The sequence below is a fragment of the Pseudoxanthomonas sp. 68-E7 genome, assembly GCF_057773145.1.
Genome location: NZ_JBYMTI010000005.1, coordinates 212,643 through 235,260, shown reverse-complemented (window position 1 = coordinate 235,260; position 22,618 = coordinate 212,643). Strand labels below are relative to the sequence as shown.

21 protein-coding genes are annotated in these 22,618 nt (G+C 68.7%); 14 read left to right on the top strand and 7 right to left on the bottom strand.

What is annotated here, in order from left to right:
- Positions 1-14 precede the first annotated feature (14 nt).
- The 11 genes from AC3DE2_RS13885 to AC3DE2_RS13835 all read left to right on the top strand — a co-directional run bounded on the left by AC3DE2_RS13885 (position 15) and on the right by AC3DE2_RS13835 (position 11,249).
- Positions 15-2,024, top strand: a complete 2,010-nt coding sequence (locus tag AC3DE2_RS13885; RefSeq protein ID WP_488426692.1) for a translocation/assembly module TamB domain-containing protein — start codon at positions 15-17, stop codon at positions 2,022-2,024.
- An 18-nt stretch (positions 2,025-2,042) separates the two neighbouring features.
- Positions 2,043-2,675, top strand: a complete 633-nt coding sequence (locus AC3DE2_RS13880; protein ID WP_488426691.1) for a YdbL family probable chaperone protein — start codon at positions 2,043-2,045, stop codon at positions 2,673-2,675.
- Positions 2,676-2,918: 243 nt separating this feature from the next.
- Positions 2,919-4,283, top strand: a complete 1,365-nt coding sequence (gene rlmD / locus AC3DE2_RS13875) for a 23S rRNA (uracil(1939)-C(5))-methyltransferase RlmD (protein WP_488426689.1) — start codon at positions 2,919-2,921, stop codon at positions 4,281-4,283.
- Positions 4,284-4,402: 119 nt separating this feature from the next.
- On the top strand, positions 4,403-4,921 hold the full coding sequence (locus AC3DE2_RS13870; RefSeq protein WP_488426688.1) for a CYTH domain-containing protein: 519 nt from the start codon (positions 4,403-4,405) through the stop codon (positions 4,919-4,921).
- A gap of 11 nt (positions 4,922-4,932) precedes the next feature.
- Positions 4,933-5,937, top strand: coding sequence for a beta-N-acetylhexosaminidase (gene nagZ / locus AC3DE2_RS13865; protein ID WP_488426687.1), 1,005 nt, complete (start codon positions 4,933-4,935; stop codon positions 5,935-5,937).
- A complete protein-coding gene (locus AC3DE2_RS13860) occupies positions 5,937-6,512 on the top strand; it encodes a hypoxanthine-guanine phosphoribosyltransferase (protein ID WP_488426686.1) in 576 nt (191 codons plus the stop codon). Before nagZ ends, AC3DE2_RS13860 begins: the two co-directional genes overlap by 1 nt.
- A complete protein-coding gene (locus AC3DE2_RS13855) occupies positions 6,509-7,255 on the top strand; it encodes an S-methyl-5'-thioinosine phosphorylase (RefSeq protein ID WP_295374859.1) in 747 nt (248 codons plus the stop codon). Before AC3DE2_RS13860 ends, AC3DE2_RS13855 begins: the two co-directional genes overlap by 4 nt.
- 91 nt (positions 7,256-7,346) lie before the next feature.
- On the top strand, positions 7,347-7,553 hold the full coding sequence (locus AC3DE2_RS13850) for a cold-shock protein (protein WP_141456387.1): 207 nt from the start codon (positions 7,347-7,349) through the stop codon (positions 7,551-7,553).
- A gap of 71 nt (positions 7,554-7,624) precedes the next feature.
- A complete protein-coding gene (locus AC3DE2_RS13845; RefSeq protein ID WP_295374855.1) occupies positions 7,625-8,851 on the top strand; it encodes an FAD-dependent oxidoreductase in 1,227 nt (408 codons plus the stop codon).
- Positions 8,852-8,920: 69 nt separating this feature from the next.
- A complete protein-coding gene (locus tag AC3DE2_RS13840; RefSeq protein ID WP_488426684.1) occupies positions 8,921-10,552 on the top strand; it encodes an acyl-CoA dehydrogenase family protein in 1,632 nt (543 codons plus the stop codon).
- A 190-nt stretch (positions 10,553-10,742) separates the two neighbouring features.
- Positions 10,743-11,249 (top strand): L,D-transpeptidase family protein, encoded by a 507-nt coding sequence (locus tag AC3DE2_RS13835; protein WP_488426683.1) that lies wholly within the window; start codon positions 10,743-10,745, stop codon positions 11,247-11,249.
- Between the two features lie 9 nt (positions 11,250-11,258).
- Here the strand turns inward: AC3DE2_RS13835 and fabR are convergent, their stop codons facing one another.
- Positions 11,259-11,906: an HTH-type transcriptional repressor FabR gene (gene fabR, locus AC3DE2_RS13830; protein ID WP_488426682.1), complete on the bottom strand. Its 648-nt coding sequence runs from the start codon at positions 11,904-11,906 to the stop codon at positions 11,259-11,261.
- 107 nt (positions 11,907-12,013) lie between these two features.
- Here fabR and AC3DE2_RS13825 point away from each other — a divergent pair, with 107 nt between their 5' ends.
- Positions 12,014-13,120 (top strand): ferredoxin reductase, encoded by a 1,107-nt coding sequence (locus AC3DE2_RS13825; RefSeq protein WP_488426681.1) that lies wholly within the window; start codon positions 12,014-12,016, stop codon positions 13,118-13,120.
- Positions 13,120-14,286 carry a fatty acid desaturase family protein gene (locus AC3DE2_RS13820; RefSeq protein WP_488426680.1) on the top strand — a complete coding sequence of 389 codons (1,167 nt, stop codon included), beginning with the start codon at positions 13,120-13,122 and terminating at the stop codon, positions 14,284-14,286. Before AC3DE2_RS13825 ends, AC3DE2_RS13820 begins: the two co-directional genes overlap by 1 nt.
- 34 nt (positions 14,287-14,320) lie before the next feature.
- Here the strand turns inward: AC3DE2_RS13820 and AC3DE2_RS13815 are convergent, their stop codons facing one another.
- The 6 genes from AC3DE2_RS13815 to AC3DE2_RS13790 all read right to left on the bottom strand — a co-directional run bounded on the left by AC3DE2_RS13815 (position 14,321) and on the right by AC3DE2_RS13790 (position 19,388).
- Complete coding sequence (locus tag AC3DE2_RS13815) at positions 14,321-14,917, bottom strand: HAD-IB family hydrolase (protein ID WP_488426678.1); 597 nt, start codon at positions 14,915-14,917, stop codon at positions 14,321-14,323.
- A gap of 51 nt (positions 14,918-14,968) precedes the next feature.
- Positions 14,969-15,202 carry a hypothetical protein gene (locus AC3DE2_RS13810; RefSeq protein WP_295374835.1) on the bottom strand — a complete coding sequence of 78 codons (234 nt, stop codon included), beginning with the start codon at positions 15,200-15,202 and terminating at the stop codon, positions 14,969-14,971.
- Positions 15,203-15,269: 67 nt separating this feature from the next.
- Positions 15,270-17,066, bottom strand: a complete 1,797-nt coding sequence (locus tag AC3DE2_RS13805) for an ABC transporter transmembrane domain-containing protein (RefSeq protein ID WP_488426677.1) — start codon at positions 17,064-17,066, stop codon at positions 15,270-15,272.
- A gap of 113 nt (positions 17,067-17,179) precedes the next feature.
- The gene (locus AC3DE2_RS13800) at positions 17,180-17,776 is read right to left on the bottom strand and encodes an IMPACT family protein (protein ID WP_295374830.1); all 597 of its coding nucleotides are present in this window, start codon (positions 17,774-17,776) and stop codon (positions 17,180-17,182) included.
- Positions 17,773-18,873, bottom strand: a complete 1,101-nt coding sequence (locus AC3DE2_RS13795; RefSeq protein ID WP_488426676.1) for a hypothetical protein — start codon at positions 18,871-18,873, stop codon at positions 17,773-17,775. The genes AC3DE2_RS13800 and AC3DE2_RS13795 overlap by 4 nt, the downstream gene beginning before the upstream one ends.
- Positions 18,870-19,388: an RNA polymerase sigma factor gene (locus AC3DE2_RS13790; RefSeq protein WP_447105275.1), complete on the bottom strand. Its 519-nt coding sequence runs from the start codon at positions 19,386-19,388 to the stop codon at positions 18,870-18,872. The genes AC3DE2_RS13795 and AC3DE2_RS13790 overlap by 4 nt, the downstream gene beginning before the upstream one ends.
- Before the next feature lie 289 nt (positions 19,389-19,677).
- On the opposite strand from AC3DE2_RS13790, the gene AC3DE2_RS13785 reads away from it, so the two are divergent.
- Complete coding sequence (locus tag AC3DE2_RS13785; RefSeq protein ID WP_488426675.1) at positions 19,678-22,587, top strand: bifunctional diguanylate cyclase/phosphodiesterase; 2,910 nt, start codon at positions 19,678-19,680, stop codon at positions 22,585-22,587.
- Positions 22,588-22,618 lie beyond the last annotated feature (31 nt).

The window sequence follows — 22,618 nt, the reverse complement described above, 5'->3', positions numbered from 1 at the left end:
CCATGTGCGTGCGCATGTTAACGCTGCTGGTGCTGATCGGGTTGACACCGGTTGTCCCCGCGCATGCGCGCGTCGCCAGTGCGCACATTGCCCAGGTGAGCACGCCGGTGGCGGTGCTGGAAGACGTGGACGTCCGCCTGGACTGGCCCGTCGGCGCATCAGCCGGCGAACTGTCCCTGCGTGCCGGCCGGGTGCGCGCGGATGACCTGGGCTATCGCTGGCGCGACCTGCGCTGGACCTGTCCGCTGCAACGTGGCGGGCAGGGGCGCTGGCAGTGCGAGGGTCGGCTGAGCCAGGCCGGTGCCGCACCGGTGCGGCTGGCGGTCGCCATCGATGTCGCGCACACGGAAGCCCGGCTGGCGACAGGGCACTCGTCGTTGTCGCTGGCGCGCAACGCGGCAGCCCCCGATCTGACCCGGGTGGATCTGGTGCAGGTACCGGTGCAATGGGCGCAGGCGCTGGTGGCGCAGGCCTGGACCGACGCGCGCCTGAAAGGCGGGCGGCTGGACGGCCGGCTGGATCTGCGCGTGCCGGAGCATGGCCCCCTGCAGGTTTCCGGTCCGCTGCGACTGGATGGCCTCTCGCTGGATACCGCCGATGGCCGCATCGCCGCCGAAGGCGTGTCGGCCGCGATGCGAATCGACTACCGGCAGTTCCCGCGCCAGACCTTCATCACCCTGGGGGGAGAACTGCGTGGTGGCGAAATGCTCGCCGGCAATGCCTACATCGCGTTGCCGGACACGCCGGTGGGACTGGATCTGGCGGCGCGGCGCTGGCCCGATGGTACCTGGGAGCTGCCGGAACTGGCCTGGAACGATGGCAGCGCGCTGCAGGTGCGTGGCGCGCTGGGTCTGGATTCCACGCTCGAGCTGCGCGATGCGTCGCTGCAGTTGCGCAGCGATGATCTGGCACCCCTGCAGGCCCGCTATCTGTCCGGCTGGCTGGGCCTGGCCGGCCTGGCCGATCTGCGCATGGCCGGTGCCGCGTCGGCGCACCTGGAGATGCGCGCCGGCGCGTTGCATGAAGCGGGGATGGAATTGCGCGGGGTGGATCTGCGCGATGGCCGGGATCGGTTCCAGTTGCTCGGCGTCAGCGGGCACCCGGTGCTGTCAGGGGATGTCCGGCGCGACAGCAGCCTGGGCTGGCACGGAGGGGCGCTGCACGGATTGCCTTTTGGCAAGGCCGCGTTGCCGCTGCGCAGCGAGGACGGGGCGATCGCGTTGAGTCGGCCGGTCACCGTGCCGGCACTCGGCGGCGGCCTGACTTTCGAAGCGCTGAACCTGCGCCCGCCGCAACAGGAACACGGATTGGCGTTTGACTTCGGCCTGAGCGTGGAAAACCTGGATATCGGCCAACTGGCGGCGGCGATGCATTGGCCGGCGTTCCAGGGCAATCTCAGTGGCCGCATTCCGCGCGTGCGCTACGCCGAGGATCGCCTCGATTTCGATGGCACCCTGACCGCGCACATCTTCGATGGCAGCGTGGAGGTATCCGGCCTGTCGATGGAGCGGCCGTTCGGCACCGCGCCCACCCTGTCGGCGGACATCGCGCTGGATGATCTGGATCTGCAGGCACTGACCGGGGTATTCGGTTTCGGCGAGATCACCGGTGCGCTGGACGGGCACATCCGTGATCTGCGGCTGGTGGACTGGAGTCCACAGGGATTCGACGCGGACCTGCATACCGACCCGCAATGGCGGGGGCGCCAGCGGATCAGCCAGCGCGCCGTGCAGGATCTGTCCAGCGTCGGCGGCGGACAGGGACTGGGCAGCAGCCTGCAGGCGCAGGCGCTCAAGTTGTTCGATGATTTCGGTTACCGGCGCATCGGCATCCGCTGCCACCTCGCGGAAGAGGTCTGCCGGATGGACGGGCTGGGTTCAGCCGGTGCCGGCTTTATCATTGTGGAAGGCAAGGGCCTGCCGCGCCTGACCGTGGTGGGCTTCAACCGCCGGGTCGACTGGCCGACCCTGGTCAAGCGCCTGGGTGACGTGACCCGTGGCGAAAGCAAACCGGTATTCCAGTAGTCCTCAGGAGACAGACACATGCACCGTTGGTTGGGAACCTCCGTCGCCGCCGCGCTGCTGTTGACCGCGTGCGTCACCATCAACGTCTACTTCCCCGCAGCCGAAGCCAAGGAGGCCGCGCGCGAGTTCGTCGAGAAGGTCATCGGCGACGACGCGAAGACCCCGGCCCAACCGGAACGCAAGCCCGATTCCAGCGTGCCGGCCACACCGGGCGGGAGTGCCTCGCTGACGCCGGTCTCGCGCCGCGGCTTCGACTGGCTCTCGCTGATCGGCATCGCCAGCGCGCACGCGCAGGAAAAGGCCGACATCAACATCAAGACACCCGCCATCCAGGCCATCCAGGGCCGCATGGCCGAGCGTTTCCGCAGCCAGTTGCAGGCCGGTTTCGACGCCGGCGCGCTGGGCCTGACCCGTGACGGCATGATCGAAGTGCGCGACGCCGGCAAGCTGGCGCTGAAGGATCGCGTGGCGATCACCCAGGCGGTGGCCGACGACAACCGCGACCGCAAGGCGGTCTATCGCGAGATCGCGGTCGCCAACGGGCATCCGGAATGGGAGGCGCAGATCCGCCAGACCTTCGCCCAGCAGTGGATCGCCAGCGCCCGCGGTGGCTGGTGGTACCAGGATGCGGGTGGCTGGAAGCAGAAGTAGGAATCGATGGCCGTCGCGGGCTGCATGCCTGGTGGCAAGTCCGTCTCGGTTCCCCTTGGCGCGCCATCCACCTGTCGAAGAGTGCCGCCAGGGGAGGCCAACACGTCGACGGCAGGCTGGTGGCCCCCCCTCGGAAAAAGGAGGCGGGCGTCGGGGGATTTGCGCTTTGCGGGGCGGCGAGGAAGGCGAACCTCCCGCTCATGCGACAATAGCGCCCCGTAATCCGCACGCAGCTTTCGCCACGTGGCCCGTAGCCGTTCCCCCCGCATCGACAAGACCCCCTTTGAAGCCGAGATCCTCGACCTGACCCACGATGGCCGGGGCGTGGCCCGCCGTGCCGCCACGCCCGGCGAGAGCGGCAAGGCCGTGTTCGTGTCCGGCGCATTGCCGGGCGAGCGGGTAATGGCCGAGCAGACCGCAAAGAACCGTCACTTCGACGAGGCGCGCACGGTCGAAGTGCTGCAGGCCTCGCCGGACCGGGTCGCGCCGCGCTGCGCCCATTTCGGCACCTGCGGTGGCTGCGTGCTCCAGCACCTGGACGAGGACAAGCAGATCCACGCCAAGCAGCGGGTGCTGATGGAAAACCTGGAGCGCATCGGCCATGTCGCCCCGGCCACCGTGCTGGCGCCGCAGGTGGACGCCAGTTGGGGATATCGCCGGAAGGGCCGTTTCTCGGTACGCCGGGTCGACAAGAAGGACAAGACCCTGGTCGGTTTCCGCGAACAGGATCCGCGCTTCGTCGCCGACCTGTCTGAATGCCATACCGTCATTCCGGAGATCGGCGAGCGCATCGCCGCGCTTGCCGCGCTGGTGGATGGGCTGCACGCGCGCGCCGACATTCCCCAGATCGAATTCATCGCCGGCGACGCCACCGATGCGTTCAGTGGCATCGCACTGGTGTTCCGGCACCTGAAGCCGCTGGACGACGCGGACCGCGCTGCCCTGATCGCGTTCGGCCAGGCACACGGGTTCGCCATCTTCCTGCAACCCGGCGGCGTGGACAGCGTGCACCCGCTGTGGCCGGAGGCGCCCGCGCTGGCCTTCCGCCTGCCGCAGTGGGACGTCGAACTGGCGTTCCGGCCGCTGGACTTCATCCAGGTCAATGCCGGGCTGAACCAGAAGATGATCGCGCGGACCTTCGAACTACTGGACCCTCAACCACAGGACCGGGTGCTGGATCTGTTCTGCGGGCTGGGCAACTTCACCCTGCCGATGGCGCGGCTGGTGGGCGAGGTGGTGGGCGTGGAAGGCGACGCCGGACTGGTGGCGCGAGCGCGCGAGAACGCGCAGCGCAATGGCCTGACCAATGCCCGGTTCCATGCCGCCGACCTGACCGAGGACCAGCGCGGCACGGGCTGGATGCGCCAGGGTTTCGACAAGCTGCTGCTCGACCCGCCGCGCTCGGGCGCGATCGAGGTGCTGAAGCAACTGCCGTTGAAACAGTTCAAGCGTATCGTCTATGTCAGCTGCCACCCCGGTTCGCTGGCGCGCGACGCCGGTTTCCTGGTCAACGAACAGGGCTATGAACTGAAAGCGGCCGGGGTGATGGACATGTTCCCGCACACCGCCCACGTCGAATCGATTGCGTTGTTTGAGCGGAAACGGTGATTCGGGATTGGGGATTCGGGATTTGCCAGAGCCCTTTCCCCAACCTCCCGAACGCGCGCCTTCGCCAATCCCGAATCCCCAATCCCCAATCCCAAATCCCAAATCCCCAGTACGCCCCCATGCCTTTGGAAATCGAACGCAAATTCCTGGTCACCGGTGAGGGCTGGCGCGAGGCGGCGCACGAGGTGGTGCCGATGGCGCAGGGTTATCTCAACGACATGGCGGCGATGGACGAGGGGCGGCAGAAGGCTTCGGTGCGGGTGCGCATCCAGGGCGAGGTGGCCTACCTCAACCTCAAGTCGCGCGAGCTCGGCCATACCCGGCAGGAATTCGACTACCCGATTCCGGTGGAGGAGGCGCGCGCGCTGCTGGACCTGTGCGTGGGCGGGCTGATCGACAAGCGTCGCCATTACGTCCGCCACGCCGGGCACCTGTGGGAGGTGGACGAGTTCCTGGGCGAGAACGCCGGACTGGTGGTGGCGGAAATCGAGCTGGGCGGCGCCGATGAAGCCTTCGTGAAACCGGCCTGGATCGGCAGGCAGGTCACCGACAGCGCCCGCTATTACAATCTGGCCCTGGCCTCGCGCCCGTACGTCCAATGGTCGGCGGACGAACGCGACGCCAACGACATTCCCTGAGGACCACCCCCATGCTCGTCATCGGCATTGCCGGCACCGAACTCAGCGCCCAGGAGCGCGATTGGCTGCAGTACGACGCGGTCGCCGGCGTCATCCTGTTCACCCGCAACTTCGCCTCGCGCGCACAGGTGACCGAACTGTCGGCCGCCATCCGCGAAGCCGCGCCCCGCCCGCAGTTGATCTGCGTGGACCAGGAAGGCGGGCGGGTGCAGCGCTTCCGCGAGGGCTACAGCGCGCTGCCGCCGCTGGAGGGCTTCGGCAAGCGCTACGCCCAGGACCCGCAAAGCGCGCTGCAACTGGCGCAGGAACATGCCTGGCTCATGGCCAGCGAGATTCAGGCCAGCGGCATCGACCTGAGCTTCGCCCCGGTGGTGGACCTGGCGCGCGGCAACCGCGCCATCGGCGATCGCGCGTTCGACGCGGATCCGCAGGTGGTGGCCGCGTTCACCTGCGCCTACGTGCAGGGCATGCACAGCGTGGGGATGCCGGCCACGCTCAAGCATTTCCCCGGCCATGGCACGGTGCTGGAAGACACCCACTTCGACGATGCGGCCGATCCGCGCACGCTGGAGGAACTGCGCGGACAGGATCTGCTGCCGTTCGTTGCGGGCATCGAGGCCGGCGCGGATGCGGTGATGATGGCGCACGTGAAGTATCCGGCGGTGGCGCCGGAACCGGCCGGCTATTCGCCGCGCTGGATCCAGGACATCCTGCGCGCGGAGATGGGCTTCCGCGGCGTGGTGTTCTCCGACGACATCGGCATGGCCGCGGCGTTCTCCGCCGGCGGGGTGAAGGCGCGCATCGAACTGCATCTGGACGCCGGCTGCGACGTGGTGCTGGTGTGTTCGCCGAAGCTGGTGGAAGAGTCGCTCAAGGCGGTGGAAGGGCGCGCCCTGAACACCGCGGCGCTGGTGGGCCTGATTGGCCGCGGCGCGCTGGGCTGGGACGGCCTGCTGGCCGATCAACGTTATGGGCAGGCGCAGGCGCGCGTGCTCGGCAATACAGGAGTGGTGTGATGAGCAAACTGGGAACGACGCGTCCTGCGCTGGCCGATGCGCTGGCCAATGCCGATCTGCTGGTGGAACGCGCCACCCTGGACCATGCGATTGCGCGCATGGCCGAATCGATTGCCCGCGACTACGCGGGCGAAGTGCCGGTCTACCTGACCATCATGCACGGCGCGCTGCCGTTCTCCGGCCAATTGGCGCTGGAACTGGGCGCGCGCGGCCTGGATCTGGAATTCGACTACCTGCACGCCACCCGTTATCGCGGCGAGACCTCCGGGGGCGAACTGGTGTGGAAGCACCGCCCGGCCACCGCGCTGTACGGCCGCCGCGTGCTGCTGGTCGACGACATCCTCGACGAGGGCCACACCCTGTTGGCCGTGCGCCAGTGGTGCCTGGAGCAGGGCGCCACCGACGTGCGCATCGCCGCGCTCAGCGTCAAGCGCCATGACCGCTGCGTCGAAGGCGTGCAGGCCGACTACATGGGCGTGGAAGTGGCCGACCGCTACGTGTTCGGTTTCGGCATGGACTACTACGAGCAGGGCCGCAACCTGCCGGCCATCTATGCGCTGAAGGAAGGCGCATGAGCGGCATCGCGCTGGCGGTGATCGGCGGCACCGGCGTCTACCGGCTGGCCGCGCTGGCCGATGTCGAGACGCGCGAAGTCGATACCCGCTTCGGCAAGCCGTCCGGTCCGATCCGCATCGGCCATCTGCTGGGCCAGAAGGTCGCGTTCCTGGCCCGGCATGGCGAAGGCCATTCGGTGCCACCGCACCAGGTGAATTACCGCGCCAACCTGGCCGCGCTGAAGGACATCGGCGCCACCCGGGTGCTGGCGCTCAATACGGTGGGTGGCATTACCGAACGGTTCGGTCCGCGCGTGCTGGCCTGCCCGGATCAGATCATCGATTACACGTGGGGACGCATCTCCACGATCTGCGAGGAGCCGGGCAGCGAAGTGCTGCACGTGGACTTCGGCGATCCCTATACGCCTTTGCTGCGGCACAAGATCGTCGCGGCTGCGCGCGTGACCGGCGTCAAACTTGTGGACGGTGGCTGCTATGGCGCCACCCAGGGCCCGCGCCTGGAAACCAAGGCCGAGATCGCGCGCATGCGCCGCGACGGTTGCGATCTGGTGGGCATGACCGGGATGCCCGAAGCCGGCTTGGCGCGCGAACTGGGGCTGGATTACGCCTGCCTCGCCATCGTCGCCAACTGGGCGGCCGGCTGCGGTACCGGCGAGGAGATCACCATGGCCGAGGTACTGGCCAACGTCGAAGCGGCCTCGGCGGGATTGCCGGAACTGATTGGCGAACTCGCGCGCGGGTGATTGTCAACACGGCAAAGCCTTTGCATACTCCGCGGGTGCGGTTGCCGCCGCACGTTAACCACCCGCACCTTACAAAGGAAACGCAAGCGCTATGCCGTACGGTACCGTGAAATGGTTCAACGATGCCAAGGGCTTCGGATTCATCGCGCCAGAAGATGGCAGCGCCGATGTCTTCGTGCATCACTCCGCGATCAACTCCAAGGGCTTCCGCAGCCTGAAAGAAGGCCAGCGAGTGACCTATGAAGTGACCCAGGGCCCGAAGGGCGCTCAGGCCGGCAGCGTCACGCCGTCCGACTGATTGCAACGCTGCGAGATTTCTCGAACCCCGCTTCGGCGGGGTTTTTTATGAGCACGGGGGACGCCACACGGATGCGGAAAAGACATATCGCCATCGTCGGATACGGCACCGCCGGCCAGGCATTGGCCTTGCTGCTTTCGCGCGACGGGCACGCGGTGGAAGTGTTCGAACGCGCGCCGCAACTGGGGCCGGTCGGTGCGGGATTCCTGCTGCAGCCGACCGGATTGCAGGTGCTTTGGGAGCTGGGATTGCTGGACGCCGCGCTGGCGCATGGCCGGCGGGTGCGCCGGCTGTACGGGGAGACCCCGTGCGGTCGCGCGGTGATGGACATGCGCTACGCGCGGCTGGACGCCGGCCTGTTCGGCCTGGGCATGCAACGCGGCGCCTTGTTCACCCTGCTGGCCGATGCCTGGCCGGGGCGGACCGACGTGCGACAGGGCGTGTCCATCGCCTCGGTGGAAGAGGACACCGGCTGGCTCGTGGATGAGCGGGGCGCGCGCCACGGTCCCTACGATCTGGTGATCGCCGCGGACGGCGCCGCCTCGAAACTGCGCCGGCACACCGGCGCGGTGAAGCTGGACGCTCCGTATCCGTGGGGGGCGCTGTGGTGCCTGGTGCCAGAGGGCGACTGGCCGTTCGCTGACGAACTGCGCCAGCGCTATGTCGCGGCGCGCAAGATGATCGGGATGCTGCCGGTGGGCACGCGACCGGACGACGATACGCCACGGCTGAGTTTTTTCTGGAGCCTGCCGGCGGCCAGCTTCGAACAGTGGCACGGTGCGGGCATCGACGGCTGGAAACGCGAGGTGGCGACCATCTGGCCCGCGATCGAGCCGCAACTGGCCGGGTTGCGGGAACCGGCGCAGCTGGCGCGCGCAGGTTATCGCGATGCCGCCCTGCGTCGCTGGTCGCGGGGCCGGCTGGTACTGGCCGGCGACGCCGCGCATGCGATGAGTCCGCAATTGGGGCAGGGCGTCAACATGGCGTTGATGGATGCGCTGGCGTTGCGCGATGCACTGCGCAGCGAGCACGGGCTGGAGGCGGCGCTGGCGCGCTACCAGCGCCAGCGCGAGGCGCACGTGCGCATCTACCAGTTCTGGAGCCGCTGGCTGACGCCGGTATTCCAGTCCGACCACGACTGGATCGCGCGCATGCGCGACATCGCCTTCCTGCCGATGGGGCGGCTGCCATGGGGAAGCCGGCACATGCTGCGGGTGCTCAGCGGTACCCAGCACGGCGTAATGGGCCGGTTGGCGCTCAATCCGGATTTTCTCGCCGCGCTGACGACGCGCGGTTGAAGTGGGCGCGGCCACACCGGCGCCGCTTTGCGCGAGAATCGGTGGATAGCCGACGACGGAAGCCCCACGATGAATGGACTGCCACCCTTCGAAACCCATCGGGTCGAGAACCAGCCGCCGCCGTTCGAGCCACGTGACCTGTGGCGGGATGATGCCGCGTTGCGCGAGGCGGTGTCCCGCGAAGGCGCCGACCGCTTCGCACCGCGACTGGCCGGATACGGCGCGTTGGCTGGCGATGAGCTGTACCGCATCGGCTTCGACGCCAACCGGGATCGCCCGCGCCTGCGCACGCATGATCGCTTCGGCCATCGCATCGACACGGTGGAATTCCACCCGGCCTACCACCGCCTGATGGAGGCGGCCAAGACCCATGGGGTGGCCGGCTTGTCCTGGCACGAACCGGAGCCGGGCGCGCACGTCGCGCGGGCGGCGTTGAGCTATCTGCACCACCAGGCCGATGCGGGCACCAGCTGTCCGCTGACCATGACCCACGCGGCCGTGCCGGTACTGCGGCGCGAACCGTCGCTGGGCGCATGGGCCGGGCGGGCCGCCGCGCCCCTGTACGATCCGCGCGATCTGCCCCTGGCCGACAAGGCCGGCATCACCCTGGGCATGGGCATGACCGAGAAGCAGGGTGGTTCGGACGTGCGCGCCAACACCACCACGGCGACGCCGGACGGCGAGGCTTACCGGTTGGTCGGGCACAAATGGTTCTTCTCCGCGCCCATGTGCGACGGTTTCCTGGTGCTGGCGCAGGCGCCGGGTGGACTGACCTGCCTGCTGATGCCGCGCCGCCTGCCCGATGGCGAACGCAACCGGTTCGCGCTGGTGCGCCTGAAGGACAAGCTGGGCGATTGGTCCAATGCTTCCAGCGAGGTCGAGTTCCGCGACGCGCTGGCCTGGCGGGTGGGCGAGGAAGGGCGCGGCGTGGCGACCATCATCGAGATGGTGATGCTGACCCGGCTGGACTGCATGCTCGGCTCGGCGGCGGAGATGCGGATGGCGCTGGCGCACGCGCTGCACCATGCGCGCCATCGGCGCACGTTCGGCAAGCGACTGGTGGACCATCCGCTGATGGCGAACGTGCTGGCGGACCTGGCGATCGAATCCGAGGCCGCGACCACGTTCGCGCTGCGGGTGGCGCGCGGGGTCGATCGCGCGCCGTACGATGCCGGCGAAGCCGCGTTCGCGCGCATCGCCACCGCCCTCGGCAAGTACTGGATCTGCAAGCGCACGCCGGCCTTCGTCAACGAAGCGCAGGAATGCCTGGGCGGCGCGGGCTACGTGGAGGAATCCATCCTGCCGCGCCTGTACCGGCAGGCGCCGCTGAACTCGATCTGGGAAGGCAGCGGCAACGTCCAGTGCCTGGACGTATTGCGGGCGCTGGCGCGCGAGCCGGAAACGCGGGTGGCCTTGCAGGCGGAACTGGAATCGGCCAGCGGCAGGACGCCGGCGTTCGACGCGTTCGCTACCCGATTGATCGCCGAGATCGAGGGCGCCGGCATCGGCGAAGCCGGCGCGCGCGCAGTGACGGAACGGCTCGCGCGGGCCCTGCAGGCCGCCGCGCTGCTGCGTGCCGGCAGCCCGATGGCCGATGTGTTCGTTCGTCAGCGGCTGGCGCCGGGACACGAATGGGCATTCGGCAGCTTGTCGGGAAACGAGGACGCCGGCGTCATCCTGGCCCGCGCCTTGCCCGGGTGACCCGCGTCCGCGTGACGGGAGCGCCTTGTCGCCGCGGGCTTTGCGCCGACCGGCGGAGAACACGAAAACCATCGTATCCAGGCCATGCCGCATGGCGGGCAAAGCGGATGATTCGGGTGATGGCGGGCCCGGGGCGGCGCGCTGCGCTAGCATGGCTCCGATGGATGCACTGTCTCGAACAAGGGAGCGCATGACCCGGTATCGCGGGTACGTGCTGGGATTTCTCGGGCTGTTTCTCGTGTTGCCCGCAAGCACGATGGCAGGCGAACCGCCCGGCCTGCTGCCCGCCGCACAGCAAGCCGATGCTATCCGGGTGTACAAGGCGCAGCGCCGGATGGAGCTGCTGCGCGGCGGACGGGTCATCTCGACCTACCGGATCGCACTGGGCGATGCGCCGGTCGGGCACAAGCGCCAGCAGGGTGACGAGAAAACCCCGGAAGGCGACTACCGCATCACCTATCGTAACGCGCGCAGCCGATTCTACCTGTCGCTGCGCATTTCCTATCCCGATGAAGCGGACCGGCGGCAGGCGCGGGCCCGCGGCGTGGATCCGGGCGGCGACATCATGATCCACGGCGCCACGCCGCCGGGGTATCGCGGCGACTGGACCGATGGCTGCATCGCGGTGACCAACCTGGAGATGGAAGAGATCTGGCGGCGGGTGCCGGTGGGCACGCCGATCCGGATCATGCCTTGAGCGGGCGGCTCAGCGCCCGGCCGCGAGCGCGCGCGAGCCGGTGATGATCATGCGCACCATCTGCGACATCTGATCGATGAGCTCCGGATCCTTCTCCGGCGGCAGATCCATCGCGGTCGCACCCATCGCGAACACCAGCCGGGTGATGGCCTTGGAGACCAGCGCCGGCTCGTGCAGCGGCGCGTTGTCGCGTACCGCCAGGCGGATCAGGTCGATGCGCAGCTCTTCCTCGAAGAATTCCAGTTCGCGATCCACCGCCTGCTTGAAGGCGTCGGAGCCGACGGTGCCTTCCCGCAACAGCACGTGCAGCAGCTTGTCGTCGGCGCGCAGCTGTTCGATGAACGCCTCCACCGAACTGCGTACCACGCTGCGATCGCTGCTGGCGGCGCGTTGGCGGGCCTCACCGATGATCTTGCGCAACGAGCTGCCGGCCACGTCGATCAGCGCCACCGCCAGTTCGTCCATGTCGCGGAACTGGCGATAGAAACTGTTGGGCGCGATGCCGGCTTCGCGCGCGACCTCGCGCAGGCTGAGTGTGGAGACGCCGCGATGCGGTCCCAGCAGCTTCAATGCCGCGGCCAGCAGATCCTCCCGGGAAATCGTCGCCTTGCGGCCGGGGCCGTGGTCGTCGTGGTGGGGAAGGGCGGTCGTGGACATGAATGGAGCGTACGGGGCTGAATGGCGGAAGACTCGCCCGCATCATAGCGGGAAGAATTAATATACGGTTGTATACACGACTGTACTGATATCGGTATAGTGCCCCCATGAATGCTCGCGTCCTTCCCGCCTCGCGCCGGCCCGCCGGTACGCTGCGCCGGTTGATCAGCCCGCTGGTCACCGCCGATGTCTTTGATTTCTGGGCCGGCCGGCTCAACCGGAACTGGACCTGGGAGCGCCCGCGCGCCCGTCTGGTGGCGCGCGAGGAAGCCGCCCGCGGCGCGGTCACGCTGTGGTTGAAGCCCAATCGGCACTGGGCCGGCTTCCGCCCCGGCCAGCACGTCAACCTGGGCGTGGAAATCGGCGGCGTCCGCCATACCCGCAGCTACAGCCTGACCGAACCGCCGCGCGCGGACGGTCTGCTGGCGATCACGGTCAAGGCGGTCGAGGCCGGCAAGGTGAGCCAATACCTGCACGGGCCGGCCCGTGCTGGCGAGGTGTTCGAGCTCGGCCCGGCGTTCGGCGAACTGTGCTTGCCGGCGCGTCCGCAGGGCGCCTGGCTGTTCCTGGCCGCGGGCAGTGGCATCACCCCGCTGATGGCGCTGACCCGTCAATTGGCGGCCGACGGGATGCCGGTCGAACTGGACCTGGCGTACTGGGCGCGTACCCGCGAAGAACTGTGTTTCCTGGACGAACTGCGCGCGCTGGCCGTGCGCCATCCGCGCTTCCGCCTGCATGTCGGCCTGACCGGCGAGGCCGCGCGGGAAGCCGGGGAGCGCAGCGGCCGCATCGACGCCGACTGGCTGGCCGCGCGGATCCCCGTGCTGGCCGATCGCCGGGTCATGGCCTGCGGTCCGGGCGGCTTCGTCGAGGCCGCGCGCCACCTGCTGGACGGACGCGTGGCGGACTTCCGGGCCGAAGCCTTCAGCCCGGCGCCGCACGCGGTCGAAGATAGCGGCGAAGTCGAAGTCCATCTGGCCCGCAGCGGCCGCCGCCTGCAGGTGGCGCGCGGGCAATCGCTGCTGGTTGCCCTGGAAGACGCGGGACTGAAGCCCGCGTCCGGCTGCCGCATGGGCATCTGCAATACCTGCGCCTGCGGCAAGGCCGCCGGCAGCACCCGCCACCTGCCCAGCGGCGCGCTGGCGCACGAACCCACCCAGGCGCTGAAGCTGTGCATCAACAGCGCCATGACCGATCTGGAACTGGATCTCTGATGAGCGCTTCACGCAACCGGGCGCTGACGCCCGCCGAACTGGATCGCTTCGGCGAAGAGCTGGATGCGCTGCGCGCACGCACCGTGGCGACGGTCGGCGAGCGCGACGCGCGCTACATCCGCCGCGTCATCGCGGCGGTCCGCTATATCGAAGTGATCGCGCGCACGCTGCTGTTCGCCTCCGCGCTGCTGGGCGGCCTGCTCGTGGCCGGGCAGGCCTGGGCGTGGCTGTTCTGGCCGGTCTGGATCCTGGGCGCGCTGCTGCTGGGAGGCGCCAAGATCCTGGAGAACATGGAGCTGGGCCACAACGTCATCCACGGGCAGTACGACTGGATGGGCGACCCGCAGATCAATGGCCAGTCCTACGAGTGGGACATTGTCGCCACCAGCGAGAACTGGCGGCACACCCACAATTTCCGCCACCACACCTATACCAACATCCGCGGCCTGGACGACGACATCGGCTACGGCCTGCTGCGGATCTTCCCGGAACAGAAGTGGAAACCGTTCTACCTGGTGCAGCCCATTGTCGCGGTGTTCTTCGCCCTTTATTTCCAGTGGGGCGTGGCCATCCAGGATCTCAAGCTGGGCCGCTGGTGGCACGGCAAGATGACCTCCGCCCAGCTGCGCCGCAAGGCGCGGCCGGTGCTGGGCAAGATGGCACGCCAGCTGATCAAGGACTACGTGGTGTTCCCGCTGCTGGCCGGCCCGTTCTTCCTGCCGGTGCTGCTGGGCAATCTGGTCGCCAACGGTCTGCGCAACGTGTGGACCTACGTGATCATCTTCTGCGGGCACTTCACCGCCGATGCCGAGACCTTTCCCAAGGAGTGCATCAAGAACGAATCACGTGGCCACTGGTACCTGCGCCAGCTGCGCGGTTCGTCCAACATCGGCGGCGGCAAGTGGATGGACGTGATGTCCGGCAACCTGAGCCACCAGATCGAGCACCATTTCTATCCGGACATCCCGGCCAACCGCTACGCGGAGATGGCGGCGGAGGTGCGGGAGATCTGCGCCCGCTACGGCCAGCATTACAACACCGGATCGCTGCCGCGCCAGTTCGGCCAGGTGGCCTGTCGCATCCTGCGGCATGCGTTCCCGAGTCGCGCGCGCATCAAGGTGCCGCTGGTGCTGCCGGAACCCGAACCCGCGCCGGAAGCGGCGTGAGGATGCGCGCGCCCGGACAGGGCGCGCGGACCGATCAACGCTGCCAGGGTTGGCCCCGGTACCAGGCCTCGTGCGCCAGCCCGAGCATCGCGTGATCCTCGTGGGTGTCGCCGTAGGCGTGGATGCGCGCATAGCGCGACAGGTCGTAGCGTTCGCGGATGCGGCGCACCTTCTCCTCGCCCACGCACTGCGCACCGTGGTAGCGCCCGGTCATGCGTCCTTCGCGGACTTCCAGGCGCGAGCAGAGCAGTTCCAGATCGTGTGATCGGCACCAGTGCGACAGGTAGGTTTCCAGTCCGCCGGACACCACCACCACCGTGTCGCCGCGTTCGCGATGCCAGCGCGCGCGGGCCATCGCGTCTTCACGCAGCGCGCCGGGCAGCACGTCGTTCGCGAACGCCACGCCCGCGGCCCGCAGGCGGGCTTCGGGAACACCACGGAAGCCGAAGTCCACGATGCCCGCGCGCACCCGGTTGCCGGACACCCAGCCGGCGCGATAGCCGAACACCAATGGCGCCAGCACGACCTTGCCGATCGCCAGGCGTGCCGGCGCGACCGCGGCATGCATGAAACCGGGCATCATTTCCCGGACGGTGAGGGTGCCGTCGAAGTCGAACAGCGCGAGATTCACGGTCGCACCGTGGCGGAAAGGATCATGCCGCCCGCGGCAATCGGCGCAGGTTCAGCGGCAGGCGTAGGCGGGTTTGTCGGGCGTGCTGTTGGAGCGGCAGGCCGGGCACCACGACTGCACGATTTCCTGGCCATCGGCCATGGTCCGCATGCCGAAGCTGGACAGTGCATGGAAGAGGTGGCGACCCGCCTGCACCGAGCAGCGCGGACAACTCTTGAGCGCCAGCCCGCCGCGCTGCATGTACTGGGAATCGTTGAGGGGATGTTCGCAGCTGCAATCGGTCATGGCAGTTCCTTCGCGATGAGATTGGTGGAAGCCGGATGTTAACCGGCGCGTGCCGGCAATGACATCCTCAGTCGAGGAACTGCAACCGCGCCAACTCCGCGTACAGGCCATCCTGCGCCAGCAGTTCCTCGTGTGTGCCCTGGGCGACGATGCGGCCGCGATCCATCACCACGATGCGGTCGGCCTTGAGCACGGTCGCCAGGCGGTGGGCGATGACCAGGGTGGTGCGGCCTTGCATCAGGCGTTCCAGCGCATGCTGCACCGCCCGTTCGCTCTGCGCGTCCAGCGCGCTGGTGGCTTCGTCGAGCAACAGGACCGGCGCGTCCTTGAGCAGTGCGCGGGCGATGACGATGCGCTGCTGCTGGCCGCCGGACAGGCGTGCGCCGCGTTCGCCCAACTGGCTGTCGAACCCCTGCGGCAACTCGTCCAGGAAATCGTCCGCCTCGGCCGCGGTTGCTGCTGCGCGCACCTCCTCGTCCGTGGCATCCAGGCGGCCGTAGCGGATGTTGTCGGCGGCGGTGGTGGCGAAGAGGGTCGGTTGCTGCGGGACCAGCGCGATCTGTTCGCGCAGTGCGGTCGGATCCAGTTGGCGCACGTCGACGCCATCCAGGCGGATGGCGCCGGCCTGCACGTCGTGGAAACGCAGCAGCATCGAGAACACGGTGCTCTTGCCGGCGCCGGACGGACCGACCAAGGCGACGGTCTCGCCCGGCTGGACGGTCAGATCGAATCCATCGAGCGCAGGCAGATCCGGGCGCGAGGGATAGTGGAAGGCGACCTGTTCGAACCGGATTTCGCCGTGCAGCGGCGAGGGCAGGGCGCGCGGATGCGCGGGCGAGGTGACCCGCGGTGATTCCTCCAGCAGTTCGGCGATGCGGCCCATGCCGCCCGCCGCGCGCTGCAGTTCGTTCCAGACTTCCGCCAGCGCGCCGACCGAGCCGCCACCAATCAATGCATAGAGGACGAACTGCGCCAGCGTGCCGGCGGTCATCGAACCTTCCACCACGTCATGCGCGCCCATCCACAGCACCGCCACGATGGTGCCGAAGATCAGGGTGATGGCCGCGGCCGTCACCCATGCCTGCGCGCGGATGCGCCGGCGCGAGGTGTCCACCGCCACCGCCACCGCGGTGTCGAAGCGGCCGGTTTCGTAGCCTTCGCGGGCATGCGACTGCACGGTGCGCACGGCGCCCAGGGTTTCACTGGCGAGCGAGTTGGCGTCGGCCACCCGATCCTGGCTGGCGCGGGATGCCTTGCCCAGCTTGCGCGAGCCGAGCACGATCGGCAGCACCGCCAGCGGGATGCCCAGCAGCGCGAACGCGGCCAGGCGCGGGCTGGTGACGAACAGCATCGCCAGGCTGCCGATCACGGTCACGCTGCTGCGCAGGGCCACCGACATGCTGCTGGCGACCACGCTGCGCAGCAATTCGCTGTCCGCGGACAGGCGCGACACCAGTTCGCCGCTGCGGTTGCGATCGTGGAATTCGGCGTCCAGGCCGATCAGGTGCGCGTACAGCCGCTGGCGCAGGTCCGCGACCACTTTCTCGCCCAGCAGCGAAACGAAATAGAAGCGCGCGGCGCTGGCCAGGGCCAGCACCACCACCACCACGAACATCGCGCCGAAGGCCTGGTTGATGCCGGCGCCGCCAGCGCCGAAGCCCTGGTCGATCATCTGCTTGAAGGCGGTAGGCAGGCTCAGGGTCGCGGCCGAAGCGATTGCCAGGGCGACCAGCCAGGCGGTGAACAGCCCGGAATGCTGGCGGATGAAGGGCCACAGCGCGCGCAGGCTGCCCAGCTTTGCCTTGGGACGGGGCGCGCGGGCGTCGTCGGTGCCGGCATCGGCCGGCGCTTGGGCAGCGGTCATGAGGATTCCATCGGAAATGCTGTGGAAGCGGTCCGGCGCCGGGCCGCTTCCACAGTTCTTCCGCAATGGGCCTCCCCTGGATCAGCGTCCCGAGGGAGCAGGCCTTTCCGAAATCAGCCGACCGGGTCCGCCCCGGACCAGCGCACCCGATTACGGGTGGCGTCGCGCAGGTGGATTTTCAAGGCATCGCCATGTTCGGCCGGCAGGCGCAGGCGCAGACGGGCGCCGTGTTCGTCGAAGGACTCGTCCAGTTTCTCGGCGCCGAATCCGGACAGGGCGGCGTGCACGCTCCCCAGGTCCTCGAACGGCGCCGCCAGTTCCAGCACCTGCATCACGATTAGGGCCCTGCGTTCGGCCAACCGCAGGCATTCGGCGGCGGCCCCGCCATAGGCGCGCACCAGCCCGCCCGCGCCGAGCTTGATGCCGCCATACCAGCGGGTGACCACCACCATCACCTGGTCGTAGCCCTGGCCGTCGATGGCGGCCAGGATTGGGCGGCCGGCGGTGCCCGCGGGCTCGCCGTCGTCGCTGGAGCGGTATTCGGCGCCGATCCGGTAGGCCCAGCAGTTGTGGGTGGCGGCAGGGTCGGCGACCCGGGCCAGGAACGCCAGCGCTTCCTCGGGACCGGTCGTTGGCGCGGCCGCGACCAGGAACCGGCTGTGCTTGACCTCCAGCAGATGCGAGGCCTGGGCGGCCAAGGTGTGGCTCATTCGCCCAGCAGTTCCTTCAGATCGTCCGGAATCTTCTGGAACGGATGGTTCTGCTTGAATCGCACCAGGCTGTCGGCGGCGCTGGCGCGATCGCCGAGATCCCGGCGCAGGCGGATGCGTTCCAGCCAATCCTCAGGCGGCAGCTTGGTGTCTTCGCTGACCGGCAACTGCAGGTCGGTGCGCTTGAGCGCGTTGCGGGTCGCGCTGGCCGGCGCCGGCGCGACCGGAGCCGAGGTGGTGAGCGCGGGCGGAGGCGACGCGGACTGCGCAGTGGCCTTGGGGGAAGCGGTACTACGCGCCCGCGTCTCGGCGCCACCGCGGGCGGCTTCGGCCGCGTCCGCCGCATCGCGGGCCTGTTCGGCGCGCGCTTTCTCGCGCTTGGCGGCGATGGCCGCGGTGGTTTCCGGGTCGGCGACGAAGCCCGGGCGGTCGCCGGCGATGCCATAGGCCTGCGCGGAACCGGCCGGTATCGCGATGCTGTCCAGGGTGGTGGCATCGCCGCGTGCGCTGCTGGCTGTGGGCGGCGGCGGAGCGGGTGGAGGTGGCGCTGCCGCGCGGGTGTACTCCTCGACGGGCGCGGGTTCGGCCACCGACGCGACTTCGGCGGCCGGGGCCTGGCGTCGGGTCGGGGGAACGCGATCCCGCGCTGCCGCGCGTTCGGCCGGTGCCTGCCGGGGCGTCGTGATAGGCTTGGCCACCCTGGCTGGTGTCGGCGGCGCGGCCTGCGTGACAGCGGTGGCGATTTCCTGTTCGACAACGGCGGCGGCCGAATCCGCCGCGGCCGGCGTGTCCTCGACCACGACCATGCGCGCTTCCGGCACGGCGACGGCGGCCTGCTCGGCGGAGCGCATTTCGTCCACCGGACGCAACTGCCAGGCGATGCCCACCGCCAGCAGGGCACTGGCGGCCAGGCCCATGGCCACCGGCCAGCGCGGTTTGCGCCGGGCCGCGGGACGCGCGGCCACGGCGTCATGCGCGGCGGCCAGGATGCGGGCGTCCAGGGCGGAGGAAGGCTCGCCGTGCGGCCCCAGCCGCGCCAGCTGATCGGCCAGCAGGCGTTCCTCGGAATCCAGCGGTTCGGGGGGACGGCGGTTCATTCGTTCAGTCTCGCGCGCAACTTGTCCATCGCGTAACGCAGCCGCGATTTGACGGTTTCCCGACCCACGCCGGTGATGTCGCCGATTTCCTCCAGGCTCAGTTCCTGTTCCAGCCGCAACTGCACCACCTGCCGCTGCTCCTCCGGCAATTCGGCCAACGCCAACTGCAGGCGGCGGCGCTGCTCGAATTCCGACAGTTGCCGCTCCGGCGTATCCGGATCCGGCACCTTCGCGGTGCGTTCGTCCGCATCCTCGGGCGCCGGCGGACGATGGCGGGCGGCCCGCCAGTGGTCGTTCAGGCGATTGTGGGCGATCCGGAACAGCCAGGTGGTGAAGGCCGCTTCCGGCTTCCAGCCCTGGCGCGCGGTGATGACCCGCTGCCAGACGTCCTGGAAGAACTCGTCGGCCAGCGCGCCGTCGCGCAGATTGCGCAGCAGGAAGCGGTACAGGGGACCCCGGTGGCGGGCATAGAGCCGCTCGAAAGCCGATGCATCGCCGGCGGCATAGGCCAGCATCAACGTTTCATCGGCGGGTTCGGCGGCATCGTTCACTGCGATCAGCGTAAGGGCTTCGCGCTTTTCCGGGAAGCGGGCGGCCGTCAGGTTGCTGAACGAAAATGCGCGCCGCCCCGGAGGGACGGCTGCGGAAACCGGGGCGGTGGCCGGTGCGAAATGCATGACCGGACAAACGGATGGGCGACCGGGAAGGGGTTTGCGCGGGAACGCGCCGGGTTTGTGGCGCGGGTTGCCGTTCATGGACCGCAATGGCGTTATGCTCGGCACGGGGAACTTTCATCAGAAGCCAATGCTGTCCGGAACCGGGGTGCCCAGCCAGAGCGAACGTGTCGGCACCTTGCCCGGGGAAGGAGAGGTGGCGGCGCCCGAGCGGATCCTGAGCATCCTGCTGGATGGGCTGCCACCGGGTTCGGAACTGGCGATCGCGTGGCGCGACTGGGCCCTGGGCGCGGGCGGCATCGCCTCGCCGGATGCGTCCCCCGCGCTGCGCCGCCGTGCCGAACATGCGCTGGCCGAAGCCACGCTGGCCGATACCGACGAGGGCTGGCTGCTGGCCTGGGAGAACGTCGACGGCAACGCGCGGATGGCGCTGGCGGTGACGCTGCCGCAGGCGGTCCCGGAAGCCCGCCGCGACGCCTGGTGCCGGCTCGCCAGGGCGATGATCGGGGCGACCCTGGATACCGCGCGCGCGCATGCCCGGATCGTGTCGCTGGAAAAATCCAAGCGACTGCAACAGGCCCTGTACGAAATCGCCGATCTGGCCGGCACCGGACTGGAGATGAGCGAGATGCTCCGCCGCATCCATGCGGTGGTGAATTCGCTGATGTACGCGGAGAACTGCTACATCGTCTCCTACGACGATCAGCGCCGGACCATCCGTTTCCTGTACTTCGCCGACCAGAAGGATCCCTACGTCGCCGAACCGGAACGGGAGTTCACCGAAGAGGAGATGGTCAACAGCATGACCTTCGCGCTGCTGCGCCACGGCCAGCCGCTGCGTGGCCCCTCCACGGTCATCCGCCAGAAGCTGGGCGTGATCCGCGATCCCAGCCATGGCCCGGACAGCCTGGACTGGCTGGGCGTGCCGATGCGCCGCGACGATCGGGTGTGCGGGGCGATCGTGGTGCAGAGCTATGACACGCCGGCCAGCTACGCGGACGAGGACCGCGCGCTGCTCGGCTACGTGGCCCAGCACATCCTCACCGCCCTGGATCGCAAGCATGCGCACGCGGATCTCGAACACCGGGTGGAAGCACGCACCCACGAACTGCAGCGGGCGAACCGCGAGCTGCAAGCGGAAATCATCGAGCGCAAGCGCGCCGAGAAACTGCAGGGCGCGTTGTTCCGGATCGCCGACCTGGCGATCACTTCCGAAAGCCTGGAGCGCTTCTACGCGGATCTCCACGCAGTGGTGGACGAACTCATCGATGCGCGCAATTTCTACATCGCACTGTGCAGCGAGGATCGGCAGACCCTGACCTTCCCGTACTCGATCGACGAGCGCGATCCGCTGCGGCGCTCGCGCAGGATTGGTAACGGCCTGACCGAGTACGTCATAGAGACGGGAAAGCCGCTGCTGGCCGATCGCACCGTCATCTCCCAGCTCAGCGACGAGGGCAAGGTGGTCCAGCACGGGCCGCCCGCCCACAGTTGGCTGGGCGTGCCGTTGTTCCAGGGCGACGAGGTGCAGGGCGTGGTGGTGGTGCAGAGCTATTCTCCCGAGGTGAAGTTCACCCCGCACGATCAGAGCCTGCTGAACTTCGTGGCGCACAACATCGGCAACGGCTTGGCCCGGCAGCGCGCGCAGGAAAACCTGCGTGCCGCCCATGCCGAGCTGGAGCGGCGGGTGGACGAACGCACCCGTGAGCTGGCCGATGCCAACACCCAGCTGCGCGCGCAGATCAACGAGCGCCTGCGCGCCGAGCAGCGCCTGACCTACCAGGCCACCCATGATGCCCTGACCGGCCTGCCGAACCGGCCGCACCTGCTGGATCGGCTGTCCGCGGCCATCGAACGCGCGCGCCACGGCGACGGCCAGGCGTTCGCGGTGCTGTTCCTGGATCTGGACCGCTTCAAACTGGTCAACGACAGCATCGGCCATGCCGCCGGCGACGAACTGCTGATCGAGGTGGCGCGCCGCATCACCATGACGGTGCGCGGCAACGACGTGGTCTCGCGACTGGGCGGCGACGAGTTCGCCATCCTGATGGAATACGCCGACGGCGAAGAGAACATCCGCGAGCTGGCGCAGCGCCTGCTCGCGGTGCTGAGCCGGCCGATGTGGGTGGCCGGCCGCGAACTGTATCCCTCCGCCAGTCTCGGCATCGCGGTCTGGCATCCGCGCTATCGCAATGGCGAGGAACTGCTGCGCGACGCCGACGCGGCGATGTACCGGGCCAAGGAACAGGGTCGCGACCGCTGCGCCACGTTCGACGAGGCCATGCGCGAGGCGGCGATGCACAGCCTGGATCTGCAGGCCGACCTGCGGCGGGCGATCAACAATCGCGACTTCGTGCCGTACTACCAGCCCATCCTGCGCCTGGATGATGGCGAGGTGGTCGGTTACGAGGCGCTGCTGCGCTGGCAGCACGAACGCCGCGGCCTGCTGGCCCCGGCGGAGTTCATCGGCCTGGGCGAGGACAGCGGGTTGATCGAGCAGATCGACTGGCTGATCTACGAGCAGGTGGTGCGCCAGATCGCGCGCGGGGGCGAGGGCTATGTATCGGTGAACGTCTCGCCGCGGCATTTCCGTTCACCTGACTTCGCGGACCGCCTGTTGGCGCTGTTCGAGTCACTGGGCGCGGATCCGGCGCGGCTGCGGGTGGAGATCACCGAGGTGGCGCTGCTGGACGATGCGCCGCGGACCCTGCGCATCCTGAGCACGCTGCGGCAGCATGGCATCCTGGCCCAGCTCGACGATTTCGGCACGGGCTTCTCGGCGTTGTCGTACCTGCACCGCTTCCCGATTTCGGTGCTGAAGATCGATCGCAGCTTCGTGGCCGGCATTGGCGATGACAGCCGTCCGGAAAGCCCGGGGTTGGTGCGCGCCATCCTGGCGCTGGCCGGCACCCTGGGCATCGACACGATTGCCGAGGGCATCGAGACCGAAGCGCAGCGCAGCGCACTGCTCGAACTGGGCTGCAATTTCGGCCAGGGCTACCTGCTGGGTCGGCCGGGCGCGCAGATGGGCGGTCGCTGAAAAAGAGTGGACGGCGTCGCCGCCGTCCACC

Bases quoted from the DNA above. Each gene is read 5' to 3' on its own strand.
- AC3DE2_RS13885 (WP_488426692.1), top strand. From the start codon at position 15: ATGTTAACGCTGCTGGTGCTGATCGGGTTGACACCGGTTGTCCCCGCG.
- AC3DE2_RS13800 (WP_295374830.1), bottom strand. From the start codon at position 17,776: ATGAGCCACACCTTGGCCGCCCAGGCCTCGCATCTGCTGGAGGTCAAG.
- fabR (WP_488426682.1), bottom strand. From the start codon at position 11,906: ATGTCCACGACCGCCCTTCCCCACCACGACGACCACGGCCCCGGCCGC.
- AC3DE2_RS13855 (WP_295374859.1), top strand. From the start codon at position 6,509: ATGAGCGGCATCGCGCTGGCGGTGATCGGCGGCACCGGCGTCTACCGG.
- AC3DE2_RS13790 (WP_447105275.1), bottom strand. From the start codon at position 19,388: ATGCTGGCCTATGCCGCCGGCGATGCATCGGCTTTCGAGCGGCTCTAT.
- AC3DE2_RS13825 (WP_488426681.1), top strand. From the start codon at position 12,014: ATGAATGCTCGCGTCCTTCCCGCCTCGCGCCGGCCCGCCGGTACGCTG.
- AC3DE2_RS13835 (WP_488426683.1), top strand. From the start codon at position 10,743: ATGACCCGGTATCGCGGGTACGTGCTGGGATTTCTCGGGCTGTTTCTC.
- AC3DE2_RS13840 (WP_488426684.1), top strand. From the start codon at position 8,921: ATGAATGGACTGCCACCCTTCGAAACCCATCGGGTCGAGAACCAGCCG.
- AC3DE2_RS13820 (WP_488426680.1), top strand. From the start codon at position 13,120: ATGAGCGCTTCACGCAACCGGGCGCTGACGCCCGCCGAACTGGATCGC.
- AC3DE2_RS13795 (WP_488426676.1), bottom strand. From the start codon at position 18,873: ATGAACCGCCGTCCCCCCGAACCGCTGGATTCCGAGGAACGCCTGCTG.
- AC3DE2_RS13845 (WP_295374855.1), top strand. From the start codon at position 7,625: ATGCGGAAAAGACATATCGCCATCGTCGGATACGGCACCGCCGGCCAG.
- AC3DE2_RS13870 (WP_488426688.1), top strand. From the start codon at position 4,403: ATGCCTTTGGAAATCGAACGCAAATTCCTGGTCACCGGTGAGGGCTGG.
- AC3DE2_RS13850 (WP_141456387.1), top strand. From the start codon at position 7,347: ATGCCGTACGGTACCGTGAAATGGTTCAACGATGCCAAGGGCTTCGGA.
- AC3DE2_RS13860 (WP_488426686.1), top strand. From the start codon at position 5,937: ATGAGCAAACTGGGAACGACGCGTCCTGCGCTGGCCGATGCGCTGGCC.
- AC3DE2_RS13785 (WP_488426675.1), top strand. From the start codon at position 19,678: ATGCTGTCCGGAACCGGGGTGCCCAGCCAGAGCGAACGTGTCGGCACC.
- AC3DE2_RS13805 (WP_488426677.1), bottom strand. From the start codon at position 17,066: ATGACCGCTGCCCAAGCGCCGGCCGATGCCGGCACCGACGACGCCCGC.
- AC3DE2_RS13880 (WP_488426691.1), top strand. From the start codon at position 2,043: ATGCACCGTTGGTTGGGAACCTCCGTCGCCGCCGCGCTGCTGTTGACC.
- nagZ (WP_488426687.1), top strand. From the start codon at position 4,933: ATGCTCGTCATCGGCATTGCCGGCACCGAACTCAGCGCCCAGGAGCGC.
- AC3DE2_RS13810 (WP_295374835.1), bottom strand. From the start codon at position 15,202: ATGACCGATTGCAGCTGCGAACATCCCCTCAACGATTCCCAGTACATG.